The organism is Bradyrhizobium sp. CCH5-F6, from assembly GCF_001556045.1.
Lineage (GTDB): Bacteria > Pseudomonadota > Alphaproteobacteria > Rhizobiales > Xanthobacteraceae > Bradyrhizobium.
This window is the reverse complement of sequence record NZ_LSIC01000028.1, coordinates 12,563-25,905: the sequence shown is the minus strand read 5'-3', so window position 1 is coordinate 25,905 and position 13,343 is coordinate 12,563. Positions and strand designations below refer to the sequence as shown.

At 64.6% G+C, this 13,343-nt stretch carries 13 protein-coding genes; 2 read left to right on the top strand and 11 right to left on the bottom strand.

Going from position 1 to position 13,343, the window contains the following annotated elements; all coding sequences use genetic code 11:
* Positions 1 to 6: 6 nt before the first annotated feature.
* From AX729_RS05480 to AX729_RS05435, 10 genes are all read right to left on the bottom strand, one after another.
* Complete coding sequence (locus AX729_RS05480) at positions 7 to 1,008, bottom strand: formate dehydrogenase subunit gamma (protein ID WP_061020892.1); 1,002 nt, start codon at positions 1,006 to 1,008, stop codon at positions 7 to 9.
* A 41-nt stretch (positions 1,009 to 1,049) separates the two neighbouring features.
* Positions 1,050 to 1,646 carry a formate dehydrogenase FDH3 subunit beta gene (fdh3B, locus tag AX729_RS05475; protein WP_061020891.1) on the bottom strand — a complete coding sequence of 199 codons (597 nt, stop codon included), beginning with the start codon at positions 1,644 to 1,646 and terminating at the stop codon, positions 1,050 to 1,052.
* 13 nt (positions 1,647 to 1,659) lie between these two features.
* Positions 1,660 to 4,602, bottom strand: coding sequence for a formate dehydrogenase subunit alpha (locus AX729_RS05470; RefSeq protein WP_061020890.1), 2,943 nt, complete (start codon positions 4,600 to 4,602; stop codon positions 1,660 to 1,662).
* A 14-nt stretch (positions 4,603 to 4,616) separates the two neighbouring features.
* The gene (locus AX729_RS05465; RefSeq protein ID WP_061020889.1) at positions 4,617 to 4,826 is read right to left on the bottom strand and encodes a twin-arginine translocation signal domain-containing protein; all 210 of its coding nucleotides are present in this window, start codon (positions 4,824 to 4,826) and stop codon (positions 4,617 to 4,619) included.
* 29 nt (positions 4,827 to 4,855) lie between these two features.
* Entirely contained in the window at positions 4,856 to 5,635 is a 780-nt protein-coding gene (locus tag AX729_RS05460) for a molecular chaperone TorD family protein (RefSeq protein ID WP_061020888.1), read from the bottom strand.
* Positions 5,636 to 5,764: 129 nt separating this feature from the next.
* Positions 5,765 to 6,391 carry a DUF3306 domain-containing protein gene (locus AX729_RS05455; protein ID WP_061020887.1) on the bottom strand — a complete coding sequence of 209 codons (627 nt, stop codon included), beginning with the start codon at positions 6,389 to 6,391 and terminating at the stop codon, positions 5,765 to 5,767.
* Positions 6,388 to 6,903: a DUF3305 domain-containing protein gene (locus AX729_RS05450; protein ID WP_061020886.1), complete on the bottom strand. Its 516-nt coding sequence runs from the start codon at positions 6,901 to 6,903 to the stop codon at positions 6,388 to 6,390. Before AX729_RS05450 ends, AX729_RS05455 begins: the two co-directional genes overlap by 4 nt.
* A complete protein-coding gene (locus tag AX729_RS05445) occupies positions 6,900 to 7,907 on the bottom strand; it encodes a DUF6352 family protein (protein ID WP_061020885.1) in 1,008 nt (335 codons plus the stop codon). Before AX729_RS05445 ends, AX729_RS05450 begins: the two co-directional genes overlap by 4 nt.
* Positions 7,904 to 8,455 (bottom strand): DUF6505 family protein, encoded by a 552-nt coding sequence (locus AX729_RS05440; protein WP_061020884.1) that lies wholly within the window; start codon positions 8,453 to 8,455, stop codon positions 7,904 to 7,906. Before AX729_RS05440 ends, AX729_RS05445 begins: the two co-directional genes overlap by 4 nt.
* On the bottom strand, positions 8,452 to 9,138 hold the full coding sequence (locus AX729_RS05435; protein WP_349643751.1) for a biotin/lipoate--protein ligase family protein: 687 nt from the start codon (positions 9,136 to 9,138) through the stop codon (positions 8,452 to 8,454). Before AX729_RS05435 ends, AX729_RS05440 begins: the two co-directional genes overlap by 4 nt.
* Positions 9,139 to 9,343: 205 nt before the next feature.
* Between AX729_RS05435 and AX729_RS05430 the strand changes: the two genes are divergently transcribed.
* A complete protein-coding gene (locus AX729_RS05430; RefSeq protein WP_061020882.1) occupies positions 9,344 to 11,314 on the top strand; it encodes a 4Fe-4S binding protein in 1,971 nt (656 codons plus the stop codon).
* 49 nt (positions 11,315 to 11,363) lie between these two features.
* Positions 11,364 to 11,663, top strand: coding sequence for a hypothetical protein (locus AX729_RS05425; RefSeq protein WP_245325068.1), 300 nt, complete (start codon positions 11,364 to 11,366; stop codon positions 11,661 to 11,663).
* 7 nt (positions 11,664 to 11,670) lie between these two features.
* On the opposite strand, the gene AX729_RS05420 is transcribed toward AX729_RS05425, so the two are convergent.
* On the bottom strand, positions 11,671 to 12,960 hold the full coding sequence (locus AX729_RS05420) for a c-type cytochrome (protein WP_082770340.1): 1,290 nt from the start codon (positions 12,958 to 12,960) through the stop codon (positions 11,671 to 11,673).
* Between the last annotated feature and the right edge of the window lie 383 nt (positions 12,961 to 13,343).

The window sequence follows — 13,343 nt, the reverse complement described above, 5'->3', positions numbered from 1 at the left end:
GCCCGCTCATTCGGCCGCGGCAGTTGCCGGTTGCGGTCGTCCGTCGTTCGGACCCGTTCGCCCCATCTGCTCGTCGAGCCAGAGGCTGTGGTGCTCGCGAGCCCAGTTCACGTCGACTTCTCCGGTGCCCATGGCCTCGAACGCACCTTCCATCCCGATGGTGCCGATATAGATGTGCGCGATCATCGCGGCGACAAACAGGACCGCCACGATCGAGTGAACGATCTGGGCCATTTGCATGCCCTCGATGCCGGTGCCGTAGAACGGGAACATCAGCGCATAGCCGGATGCTGAGACGAGTCCGCCGCCGACCACGACGATCCAGTAGATCATCTTCTGGCCGCCATTGAATCGGTACGCCGGCGGATGGTCATGTCCGATCAAACCGCCGCCGCGCTTCGCCCATTCGATATCCACCTTGCTCGGGATGTTGCCCCCGATCCACATCAGGAAGATCACGACCACGCCGATGGTGAACGGGAAGCTCAGATAGTTGTGAGCGAACTTCGCCCATTGCGACCATTCCGAGAAGGCCTCGAAGCCGATCAGCGGCAACAGCAGCGGCCGACCGAACGTGATGTTCAGCCCGGAAATGGCGAGGACGATGAAGCAGGTTGCTGTCAGCCAGTGCACGAACCGCTCAAACGCGTTGAAGCGCACGATGGCGCGGCCCGACCGTCCGGCTTCGAGACGCACCATCCCGACGGTAAGATAGAAGATCACGATGCCCACGATCATGCCGAGGATCGCAATCCCGCCGATCCAAGGCAGCGTCACATTGCGGAATTCCCGCCATTCCCTTCCCTGCGGCTGCTCGAGAACGCCGGAGCGCTGATCGGGAATGCTGACGCGGCCCTGAATCCGGTGGAGCTCCTGCAAAAGTTGCTGCTCCTTGACCGAGCTCGCGGTCGGGTTGACCTGTTGAGAACTCGCGGGCGCCACCGTCACACAAATAAGCAGCGCCCAGGCGCCCAACGCCAGGCGAATGAACCTTCCAAACGACGTCATCACGTCCTCCCCGGTCTTGCGCGCCCCTTCGGCTGCCCGCGTCAGGACTCGATTGCCTCGCGATAGGCGGTCTTCCAGCCCCACGCACCCGAGCCATAGCCGCGCTTCATGACGCGCTCCTTGTAGATCTGTGCGATGATCTCGCCGTCGCCCGCAAGCAACGACTTGGTGGAGCACATTTCGGCACACAACGGCAGCTTGCCTTCCGCCAGCCGGTTGGCGCCGTATTTCTCGTATTCCTCCTTGCTGCCGTCGGCCTCGGGGCCGCCGGCGCAATAGGTGCATTTGTCCATCTTGCCGCGCGAGCCGAAGTTCCCGACCTTCGGATATTGCGGAGCGCCGAACGGGCAGGCGTAGAAGCAATAGCCGCAACCGATGCAGAGGTCCTTGGAGTGCAGCACCACGGCATCCGCGGTGGTGTAGAAGCAGTTCACCGGACACACCGCCGCGCAAGGCGCGTCGGTGCAATGCATGCAGGCCATCGAGATCGAGCGCTCGCCCGGCTTGCCGTCGCTGATGGTGACGACGCGGCGCCGGTTGATGCCCCAGGGGACCTCATGCTCGTTCTTGCAAGCGGTGACGCAGGCGTTGCACTCGATGCAGCGATCGGCGTCGCAGAGAAACTTCATCCGAGCCATGTGCGTGCTCCTCTCAGGCTGCGACGATCTGACAAAGCGTGACCTTCGGTTCCTGCATGCCCGTTGCAGGATCGTAGCCATAGCTCGTGATCGTGTTGGCGCTCTCGCCCAGCACGATCGGATCGGTGCCGGCGGGGTAGTTCTTGCGCAGGTCGTTGCCGCCGAGCCAGCCGCCGAAATGGAACGGCATCCAGGCGACGCCCTTGCCGACGCGCTCGGTCACCAGCGCCTTCATCCTGGCGCGGGAATTGTTCTCGGCACCGCTGACCCAGACCCAGCCACCGTCCTTGATGCCGCGATCGGCGGCATCGGCCGGGCTGATCTCGATGAACATGTCCTGCTGCAATTCAGCGAGCCACGGATTGGTGCGGGTTTCCTCGCCGCCGCCTTCGTATTCGACCAGACGTCCCGAGGAGAGGATCAGCGGAAACTGCTTCGCGATCCCCTTCTCCACCGCCGCCTTCTGCACGGAGAAGCCGATATTGGGCAGGCGGAACTGCTTGGCATCGGGCAAGGTCGGATATTTCTCGACGAGGTCGACGCGCGGCGTGTAGATCGGCTCGCGGTGCACCGGGATCGGATCCGGCAGACCGAACGCATTCATGCGCGCCTTGCCGTTGCCGAACGGCACGCAGCCGTGCTTCAGCGCGACGCGCTGGATGCCGCCCGAGAGGTCTGTCGCCCAGGACACCGCATCCGGATTGGCCGGGTTGACCCGCTGGATGGTTGCCAGTTCGACCTCGGTGAGATCCTGGTCCCAGCCCAGCTTCTTCAGACTTGCCAGCGTGAACTCGGGATAGCCGTCCTCGATCTCCGAGCCTTTGGAGAAGGACTTGTCCGCGAGCAGGCTCACTTTCCGCGTCGTGCCGTCCGCCAGCTTTTCCTCGCGTTCGATGCCGAAGCGCGGGCGGAACGCGCCGCCGCCGTCCATGACGTGCAAATCGTTGTTGTAGAGAAGCGGCGAGCCGGGATGCTTCACCTCGGGCGAGCCCCAGCACGGCCACGGCAGGCCGTAATAATCGCCGCCGACCTCCGGATCGTCCTTGGGCGCGCGCATCGTCACCAGGTCGAACTTGTGCTGGTTCTTCATATGCGCCTTGATGCGCTCCGGCGACTGCCCGCAGTAGCCGGTCGACCAGCTCCCGCGGTTGATCTCGCGCAGCACGTCCTCGGCGACTGGAAGATTGTTCTCGACCTTGATGTTCTTGAACATTTTGTCGGCGAAGCCGAACTTCCTGGCCATCAGATAGATGATCTCAAGGTCGTCCTTGGACTCGAAGATCGGCTTGACGATCTGCTCGCCCCATTGCATCGAGCGATTGGAAGCGACGCGCGATCCCGTGCATTCAAACTGCGTGGCCACCGGCAGGATATAGACGCCGTCCTTGCGTCCCGCCTCAACTGCCAGAGACGCCCAGGTGGTCGGGTGCGGATCCGCGATCACCAGCAGCTCCAGCGCCTTCAGGCCCTTCATCGATTCAGGAATGCGCGTGATGCTGTTGCTGGCGTGGCCTTGCACGAATACGGCCTTGACGTTGTCTTTCTGTGCGACATCGGCCTTCGGCAGCAGCGCGGCATCGAACCACCGTGTCAGCGGGATGCCCGGCGTCTCCATCTGCTTCTTCTCGTCGAAGCGGGAGACGAGATAATCGTAGTCGACCTCCCAGACCCGGGACCAGTGCTTCCAGGCGCCTTCCGCAAGGCCGTAGTAGAACGGCAACGTCACGATATCGAGGCCGACATCGGTCGCGCCCTGCACGTTGTCGTGGCCGCGCAGGATGTTGGCGCCGGCGCCTGCCTTGCCGATGTTGCCGGTCATCAGCAGCGCGATGCAGCTCGCCCGCACGTTGGCCGTGCCGACCGTGTGCTGGGTCTGGCCCATGCACCAGATGATGGTCGCGGGCTTGACCGTCGCGAACATCTTGGCGACGCGCTCGAGCTGCTCGGCAGGCACACCAGTGACGCGCTCGACCTCCTGCGGGTTCCACTTTTCGACCTCTTTCCGCAGGTCGTCGAAACCGTAGACGCGCTGGGCGATGAATTCCTTGTCTTCCCAACCGTTCTTCAGGATGTGCCACATCATGCCGTAGAGCACGGGAATGTCGGTGCCGGGACGGATCCGGACATATTCGGTGGCGTGCGCCGCGGTGCGGGTCAGGCGCGGATCGAAAACGATGAAGTTCCCCTTGTTGAGCTCCTTTGATTCCAGCAGGTGCTGCATGCTGACGGGATGCGCCTCCGCCGCGTTGCTGCCGATGAACAGCATCGTCTTGGAGTTGCGCATGTCGTTGATGCTGTTCGTCATCGCGCCATAGCCCCAGGTATTGGCGACGCCGGTGACGGTGGTGGAGTGGCAGATTCGCGCCTGATGATCGGTGTTGTTGGTGCCCCAGAACGCGCCGAGCTTGCGGAACAGGTAAGCGCCCTCGTTGGTCATCTTGGCCGAGCCGAGCCAATAAACGGAATCGCTGCCCGACTTCTCGCGAATCTGGAGCAGCTTGTCGCCGATCTCGTTCACCGCGGTGTCCCACGACACGCGCGTCCATTGCCCGTTCACCAGCTTCATCGGATAGCGCAGTCGGCGATCGCTGTGCACAAGCTCGCGCACCGAGGCGCCCTTTGCGCAATGCGAGCCGCGGTTGATCGGCGAGTCCCAGCTGGGCTCCTGCCCGATCCAGACTCCGTTGAGCACTTCCGCCGTCACCGTGCAGCCGACTGCACAATGTGTGCAGATACTCTTCCTGACGACGGCGCCGGCCGCGAGCGGGCCGGCAGCGGCCGCTTCCGCCTTGCGCACGTTGCCGACCGGCATGGCGCCAAGGGCGGCGAGAGCGCCGCCGGCCAGTCCCGACTTGCGCAGGAAGGTGCGGCGATCCAGTCCCCCGCCCTGGCCGGCAAGGGATTCGGCGACGGAACCGCGGCGATCGGGACGCTGGTGTGTTCGCTTGATAAGCACGGGCAGCCTCCCTCTCAGGCCGGATAACGATTGACGCGGTAGAATGTCTTCACGTGATCGGATTCCTTGTAGCGCGCCTTTCGCTTCTCATCGTTGTTTTCGCTGTCCGCCTGCGCGGACCCAACCAGCGGTGTCGCAAGCGTCGCGCCGACACCGGCCGTGCCCAAGCCGACCGTGCGAAGGAAATCGCGGCGTCCGACCTTTGCTTTCGTTTCGTCACTCATCGCATCTCTCCCGGACCAAGGCGCCTTGGTCAGTTGGCGAATGTGAATGCTTCCGTCTCGATTTCGACGAAGATGCGGCCGAGCGCGCCGACAGATCGATAGAAGCGGGCACCCTCGGCGCTCTCGATGTCGGCAAACAACCGCCCCATCCAGGGCGAGACATGCTTTTCGAAGAAGGCGCGCTGCGCCTCGGGCGAGACATCGAAGCGGCCCTCGGCGAGGCCCGACATGATCTCACACAGGATGGCGGCGTGATCCTCGGGCTCGGAATTGTTTCCAACCCGCTCGATTCCGAGCGTCGTCAGGTCGCCGCGCAGGCGCGACAAAGGTCGCTCGTTGAGAAAGCCGGTGAGATAGTAGGAGGCATAGGGCAGCAACTCGCCGCGGCCGAGGCCGACGAACAGCTCGAAATATTCCCGCTCGACCTGCACTGCGACGGCAGTTGTTGCGGCGTCGGCCAGCGCCGCGTGCGCGTGCCCGAGAGGCGTCGCGTCACCGGTCAACGCAGCGAGCTGATCGAGCAGGCGTTTCGACGGAGGCGCAGACAGCAGCGCCGCCAGCAGCGCGTATTCCCGCGCGCGCGCCGCATCGATGGGATCGATGAGCTCGGCGGAGCCGACTTGTTCGTCGTAAAGGTCGGGCCGCAGATCGGTTCTGGGCACTCCGGTGGCAGTTTCGACTGCAATCACCCGTTGTGCTGGCACGCGGGTCCAATTCGAAACGGAGGGCTGGCTGATGCCGATTTTGCGCGCAAGCTGAGCGATACCGCCCGCGGCATCGATCGCGCGATCAAGCCCGTCATCCCGCACGTGGACCTCCCATCCAAGTCCCGTCTGCTGATTATCGCTTTTGTTACAAAGCAGTACGCAGCGTAGTCCGGGCCCTGTAAACCGTCAACGCTTGCCATAGCCTGAGCCTATAGCCTTTGGTCGTGTTGCTCAGCGCGGCAATGCACCGCCGTGCGTCCGCGGCCTGATGGGCTCGGCAGAATCGGCAGACCCGTCAGCCGTATTCGGTTGCACCGCAACAGGGGCAGCCAGGTGCTCCGTCTCGTCCGGCGACTCGACGACGTTGGACGCCTCCGGCACATCGGCCTCATGCAGTTCCAACGCAGAAGCCTCCGTTTCGGTCGGCGTCTCGGGGAGAGACCGGGCCGCCTCGCGCACTCCGCCAATGATGCGGTCGACGAGTGCGGCCAGCTCTTCCGACGAACAATCCAGCGGTCCAAAGCCAGGCATCGCAGTCGGGTCGTTGAAGTCCCATGCATTCTCCGCAAGCCCGACGAAGTCGCGAATGGTGGGATCTGTCGTCCAGGCGCGCCGAAGCGCCGCGCGGCTCAGCTCCCGAGGAACACCCTTGCTGAGGAAGGCCGTGATGTCGGTTGCGGCATTGATCTCGTCGATCGAGGGCAGGCACGAGAGATCGAACTCACCCTCCTCATCCTTGGCAGCAACCGGCGGCGTGGACTGCGGCGGCGTTGACTGCGCAGGAGCAGGCTCCGCCGGCACCGCTTGCGATTCGCGCTTGCGGCGGGACCAGCGTGCCAGGAATTCTTCCTCGCTCATTCCTGTCCGCCTTCATGTTCGCGGCGGGCCAGCGCCTCCGGGTCGGCGCGGCGCCGCTTGCGCTTGACAAATTCTCGCTCGACATGGTGCTCCGCCACGAAACTTTCAATCGCTTCGCGCAGCACCTCCGGCATCGGCACGGCCTCGACGAGGTTGTCGGCGGCTTCGGTAAAGCCTTCGCCCTCGGCGGGGTCGGCCGTCACCGCGGTGACGGCATAGGGCCAAGCGCCGTCCGAGGGCGACAGCACAGTCCAGATGCTCGGACTGCCGGAGGCGAGATTGTCGCGATAGCGCGCCGTCTCGGACGGGTAGAGATCGACGGTCGCGCTTCCGGCATAGAACAGGGTCGTGCCGTCCTGCTCGCGAAGCACGGTCCACGGCTGTGTCACCGGCGCGTCTGGCAGGACGGCAATTCCGCGCCAGATGAAATCGACCCAGGGCGAGTCGGCCTTGCGCCGCTCGACCACGACGCCGACGGTAATCGACAGGGAGGGCAACGCCGCAGGGCTCATGTCGCCATCTCCAGGTGCTTCACCGGCAGCCCGGTCAGCAGATTTTGTGGCTTCATCCTCAGCTTCTGATCCGCCGTCATCGAGAGGATCAGGTACACCGGTTCACCCCCAACATCGTCAAGCGCGCAGCTTGAATCAGCAAACGTCAGGCGGAACAGCGCGAGCACACGGCCCGCCTCGCGTTCGCCGAGTTCCTCGCCGTGCCAAAGACGGTCGCCGAGCCTCGTGGCATCGGCATCGAGCCCGACATACCAGGTGAGCCGTTCCTCGTGCAGTGCGCGCAGCGGCTCGATCATGACGTCGATGCCGAGCAGATGGGAGACCCAGCGCGTCATCGCCTGCGCCAGCGCAACCGGCCCCCGGCCGCCGGCGGTGAGATCGAGCGCCATGTCGAACTGGTCGCTGCGCTGCCAATAGGTACCGGCATTCTCCTCGCCCAGCGCCTCGACCACCGCATCCGTGGTGGCGCCCAGCATCGACATCAGGGACAGCACCGGGGTCGGGCTCCGGCCGCCGACGACCTCCTCATCGCCGAGCAACAGGGCCTGCTCATGCGGCAGGACGCGCTGGGGCCGGAAGAACAATTCGGCCGCCCGCAGCACGAACGGGTCGTCGCAGCCATCGAGCGCGTTCCGCAGGATGACGTGCACGAGCTGGTTGACGAAGATCGGCGGCAGATCTTTCACGCCTGATCTCACCAATGCAAGATAAGCGGCTTCGAGCGTCGGATGCCGCAACAGGAGGTCGCGAAACGCCAGCACGAATTGCCAATTCTCCCGGGCATCTGCATCGACTATCCCCGCGATCTCGCCGGCGCCGACCGCCTGGCGCGGGTCGGCGAGCAATTCGCGGTGCAGCCGGCGTTCGACCGGGCACGCATCGTCCGGCGGCATGAGCTCGGGACGGGCAAAATAGGCCTTGAGGAACTCGTCCGTGACGCGGAGTCCACCACCCTCGTCGCGATCCAGCAGATGGTGACCACAGGCGATCCAGAAATCGTTCATCGGACGGTCGGCTCCCGTCCCAGATCCGCAAGCCTGAGATCGCCGTCAGGCTGGACGTCGTCCTCGATTTCCATGAACGAGAACGCCTTGCTGTGCCCCTGCCCTTGTCCTTGCCCTTGCCGGAGTTGCAGCCGGCGGAACGACTCGCGGACTTCGCCGTCGCTCGAGGTGCGGTGCACTGCAATGAGAGAGCTGATCGGGTGGCTGCAGAGCGACTGCGCGAAAGCGACCTCCTCTTCCGCGGCCGTCTTCGCCGCCGTCATGTCCGGCGCACCGAAGCGATCGACGAGTTGCCTGGCAAGGAGATCGACTAGATTGCGATAATCGTCTTCGCTTGCCGGAACGATCTGCGCCAGCGTCGACCAGCCCCAGGACTGCACCCCGAGGAAACCGCCGCGAAACGCCGCCCGTGCCTTGCCCTCGAGCCTGGCAGCGTCGTGATCCCAGAAGCGGAAAGCACCGGAGACGGCCCATTCGCCGGGCTCTGCTGCCACATCGAAGACGAATGTGTCGGAGGGGTCGAGGGCGATGGTACGCAGCAGCTTCACAGGCGCGGCCCTCCGAGCGCCGGGTCGAGCCAGGACGGCGTCGCAAGCGCCTGCACGAGGTCGCTTCGCTCGATCGTATCCGTCCCGATGCGGCGCGTCAGGACATCGCCGCAATCATCGATGCGCTGAACCGTCCGTCTTTCACGCGGCATCCGAGTAAGATAGTTGCGCGCAACGCTGTCAAAGCCGTCAACCCGCCAGCCGTCCAGCGCCAGCATCAGGTGCCGGGCAAAGCTTTCCGTGATCTGCGCCGCGCCAGCCTCGCCAAAACCCTCCTGGTCGAGTGCCGAGGCCAGCGGGTGGATGCCTGGATCGTCATCGTTCATGGCAACCGTCCGGATCATGGCCCCGAAAACCAGCCAGGGCGGCGGCGCATCCTCGCCAGCGGCCAAAGGCCACCCCATCCGCCCGCCGCCGACCAGCCCTCCGTCGATCCTGACCGCATCCGGCCAGTCGATGGTGATGGGCTTGCTCGGCGGCGCGTAGGCGCGAAGCGCATCCGTGAGCGCGACCATACCCGCGTAGAAGACGCGCCGCGCGCTGCGTAACGGCTCGGCCGGCTCGAACACCACGGCGAACTCTGCGAGGTCAAAGCGGCCGACATATACGAGCGTTCCCGCGCCGCTCTCCGGTGCAATGCGGCATGCATGGGCAAAAGCATCGCCACTCTCGCGCAATCGCACCAATGTGAACGGCGGCGGCAGTTGGATCGGTTCATGACTGATGAGGGTCGACGGCAGGCGGTCCTCCGCTTTCCTTTTCTTCCCGCCGGATAATGTCTATACGAGGCGAAGGGCCGGCGCGAGTCCGTCGTCGGCGCCCGAATGGCGGAGGCGTTAACTGGAGCGGCCAGCGAAGACCATCCTGATCTGCTCGTGCGAAGACACGATGCATCTCGACTTGGCTACGATCCGGCGCGGATGCCCGAACAGCGAGGTCAGGAACTTTCGCCACCTGTGCGGTGCGGAGCTCGATCATTTCCGAAAGTTCGCCGCGGCAGATGGCGTGTTGACGGTCGCCTGCACGCAGCAGTCAGCGCAGTTTTCGGACGAGGCCGGCGAACGGCCTGATGCGATCAGCTTCGTCAACATCCGTGAAACGGCCGGCTGGTCCCGCGACGGTGCGCGCGCCGGTGCGAAAATGGCGGCCCTGCTCGCATCCGCCTCCGTCCCGGCTCCCGACTATCCGCTCGTCACCCTGTCGAGTGAGGGCGTGATCCTGATCTACGGCCGCGACGAGGCGGCGATAGAGGCCGGTCGCCTGCTTGCCGATCACCTCGACGTCACGGTGATGCTGAAGCAGATCGATGACACGGTGTTGCCAGCTGCGCCGGTTTTCCCGATCGTGCAGGGCACGATCCGATCCGCAAAGGGACATTTCGGCGCGTTTGAGCTTGCAATCGACGGCTATGCGCGTCCCCGGCCCTCCTCGCGCGATCGTTTCGTGCTGGACGCACCGCGAAGCGGCGTCACCTCGCGCTGCGACATCGTGCTGGATCTTTCCGGCGACATGCCGCTGTTTCCCGCCCATGATCTGCGCGACGGGTACCTTCGCGTCGACGGGAAAGATCCCGCTGCGGTGCTGCGCGCCGTCCTGACCGCGCGCGATCTCGTCGGCAGTTTCGACAAGCCGAAATATGTCGACGTCGCGCCCGCTCTTTGCGCCCATTCACGCTCGAAGCGCACAGGCTGCCATCGCTGTCTCGATCTCTGCCCGACCGGGGCGATCACGCCGGTCGGCGATCATGTCGCGATTGATCCGAACATCTGCGCGGGCTGCGGCCAATGCGCAGCTGCCTGCCCAACCAGTGCGGTATCCTACACGCTGCCTCCGCCCGATACGCAGCTCCAGAGAATTCGCGCCATGCTGCTCGCCTACCGCGAGGCCGGTGGCTCGAATGCGGTGCTACTTTTCCATGACAGCCCGCACGGCACGCCTCTGATCGACGCCCTCGCGCGGCATGGCGACGGCCTGCCGGCGAACGTGCTTCCCTTTGCCGTCAACGAACTCACGCAGGTGGGGCTCGAAGCGATCGTCGGCGCCTTCGCCTATGGCGCATCGGCCGTGCGGTTCCTGCTCCGAGCCAAGCCGCGCCACGATCTGGCCGGCCTGTCGCAGACGATCGCGATGGCCGAAGCCATCCTCGGCGGTCTTGGGTTTTCGGACTGTCGTCTCGCCACGATCGACACGGATGATCCCGATGCGCTCGGCCAACATATGACGGCGATCGGCACGCTTGCCGCGGTCGCGACGCCCGCGACCTTCAAGACCGTCGGCAAGCGGCGTGACCTCCTGCGGTTTGCCCTGAGCGAGTTGCATCGGCTGGCGCCGCAGCCGGTCGATGTGATCGCCCTGCCACCGGGTGCGCCGATCGGCGCAATCACCGTCGACACCGATGGCTGCACGCTGTGCCTCTCCTGTGTCTCGGCTTGTCCGACCGGCGCGCTGCGCGACGATCCCGAGCGGCCCGTGCTGAAATTCATCGAGGATGCCTGCGTGCAATGCGGCCTGTGCCAGAGCACCTGTCCGGAAAAGGTCATCAGCCTCAAGCCGCAGATCGATTTCCGCGCGGCCCGAGCACCCGCGGCGATCATCAAGGAAGAGGAGCCCGCGCTCTGCGTCCGCTGCGGCACGGCCTTCGGAGTCAAGAGCACGATCGACCGCATCGCAGCCAAGCTCGAGGGCCGACACTGGATGTATCCGGCCGGCGACCGGCGGATCGAGGCCATCAGGATGTGCGCGGACTGTCGCGTCGTCGTCATGAGCGAGCAGCAATTCGATCCGTTCAAAGGCGTTCCGGAACGAACGCCGCCGCGGACGACGGACGACTATCTGCGCCAGCGCGAGGGCAAGGATTAGACGACACCGGCAGACATCTCACAGGGGTCGGAAACAGGGAAGCATCACCATGTCTCGTTTGATCACAGCTCTGTCGATGTGCATGATCTCCATCGCTCTCGCCGGCGGCGCGGCCGAAGCTGCCGCCCCTCCACTGACCAAGGCGCAGAAAGTGGCCGTGAAGCAGGCGGTCATCGCTTGCAAAGCCGAGGCGAAGGGCAAGAAGATCGCGTGGCTGTCGCGCCGGAAATACGTCAACCACTGCGTAGCGGAATCGCTCAAGGAGCACCCCAGCATCGACGTCATTCATATCCTCAAGCAGCATCCGGAGATGAGGGATTTCCCGATGGACAATTGGGACTCGATCTGAGGGGCCGCTATCGCGTCGCGCGGCCCAGAAACTCGGTGAGCGCGCGCCGGTCCTCGGCCGAGCTGATGCGCTGCTCCGGCATCTTGGTGCCGGGCGTATAGGCATTCGGTCCAACCTCGAACAGTTTCGCAACCGTCTCCGGCGTCCAGACGATGTCCATCGTCTTCAACGCATCGGAAAAGCGGTATCCCGGCAACGAGGCTATCTTGCGGCCGTATAGTCCCGCAAGTGTCGGACCTGCACGCTGCACCTCCTTATCCGAGAGCGTGTGACAGGCAATGCACGCGCGAAACACCTCTGCACCGTGGTCGCCGGCATAGGCCGCCAGCGGATCGGCCGATCTGCCGGACAGGATAGAGCTGACCGGCTCGCCCGTGCGTACATTCCAGCGCCGGATCTTGCCGTCCGCGCCACCAGTGATCAGCGTCTCGCGGTCTGGAAGGAACGCGACCGACCACACCGGCAGCCCGGGCCCGATCAACGTACGCAGCAGGCTGCGCGACTTGCGGTCGATGATCGCCACCGTGCCGCCGATGCCGGCCGCGGCAATCAGCGTGCCGTCCGCCGAGAGCGTCAAGGCCACCACCGGTGTAGGGCCGGCCGCAACTTCGCCGCGGACCTTGCCTTCCGGGGTCAGCATGCGCAGGGTGCCGTCGACTGCGCCTGTGACGATTTCACCATCCGGCGCCACGGCCACGACGTTCAGCGGTGCCGGCAAGGTCACGATTTCGGGCTGACCGTCCGGCAAACGCCAGATGCGCAACGTCAAATCGTAGCCGACGCTGACAAGCGACTTGCCGTCCAGCGTGAAGGCGACGCCGTTGACGTTCTGCGAATGCCCTTCGAGCACGCGTGAGGCGCTGCCCGAGAGCGACCACAGCCGCACCGTCCGGTCCCATGAAGCCGATGCGAGAAGCGACCCATCGGGCGACACAGCAAGCGCCACGATCGGAGCGACATGTCCCTCCAGCACTTGGTCCGGCTGCGGCCGGCCCGCCGTCCATACCGCAATTCGTGCATCAGCGCCGGCCGTAATCGTGCGCCCGTCCTTCAGAAAGGCGACGGCATTGACGCCATCCGCATGATACCGAAGCACTTGCTCTGCGGTTTCCGTCTTGAGCGACCAGCGAATGACCGCCGTATCGAAGCTGCCGGAGAGAAGGTTGTCCCCATCGGGCGAAACGGCAAGCGACCGGATCGGGCCGCCGTGCCCCACCATGTCGGCGTGCACGGACGATGCGGCAAAGATCGCCCACAGCGCCGCGGCCACCTTCGTGCACAAAGGTGATCTGTTCATTCCATGCCGGCCCTGCTGACGTTCACGGTCTCGAGATTGCCAGAACAGGCGACCGAAATGAACATCCGCACTGCCTACTTGGCCGGTGCCGTCGTGGTCTTGGACGATCCCTCGGGAGCGGCCTGCATTCCAGGTGGACTCTGGCCTTGGGGACTTTCGGCCGGCGCACCACCTGAACCCGTATTGATCGGCCCCGTCCAGCCTTGCGGCTGTGCCTGGCCCTTCTCTTCGGGAGGGGTTTGGGTCGGCGATGAGTTGGTTTGCGCGGGCTGCGCCAAGGCGCTCTCAACAAGGCAAAGTGCTGCGAAGCACAAAATCGCTCTCGATAATCTCACGCGGGTTCCTCCGATGCGCTCACTAAACTTGCAAGACCTCCTTCCGTT

Bases quoted from the DNA above. Each gene is read 5' to 3' on its own strand.
- AX729_RS05480 (WP_061020892.1), bottom strand. From the start codon at position 1,008: ATGACGTCGTTTGGAAGGTTCATTCGCCTGGCGTTGGGCGCCTGGGCG.
- fdh3B (WP_061020891.1), bottom strand. From the start codon at position 1,646: ATGGCTCGGATGAAGTTTCTCTGCGACGCCGATCGCTGCATCGAGTGC.
- AX729_RS05465 (WP_061020889.1), bottom strand. From the start codon at position 4,826: ATGAGTGACGAAACGAAAGCAAAGGTCGGACGCCGCGATTTCCTTCGC.
- AX729_RS05455 (WP_061020887.1), bottom strand. From the start codon at position 6,391: ATGAGCGAGGAAGAATTCCTGGCACGCTGGTCCCGCCGCAAGCGCGAA.
- AX729_RS05450 (WP_061020886.1), bottom strand. From the start codon at position 6,903: ATGAGCCCTGCGGCGTTGCCCTCCCTGTCGATTACCGTCGGCGTCGTG.
- AX729_RS05445 (WP_061020885.1), bottom strand. From the start codon at position 7,907: ATGAACGATTTCTGGATCGCCTGTGGTCACCATCTGCTGGATCGCGAC.
- AX729_RS05430 (WP_061020882.1), top strand. From the start codon at position 9,344: ATGCATCTCGACTTGGCTACGATCCGGCGCGGATGCCCGAACAGCGAG.
- AX729_RS05425 (WP_245325068.1), top strand. From the start codon at position 11,364: ATGTCTCGTTTGATCACAGCTCTGTCGATGTGCATGATCTCCATCGCT.
- AX729_RS05420 (WP_082770340.1), bottom strand. From the start codon at position 12,960: ATGAACAGATCACCTTTGTGCACGAAGGTGGCCGCGGCGCTGTGGGCG.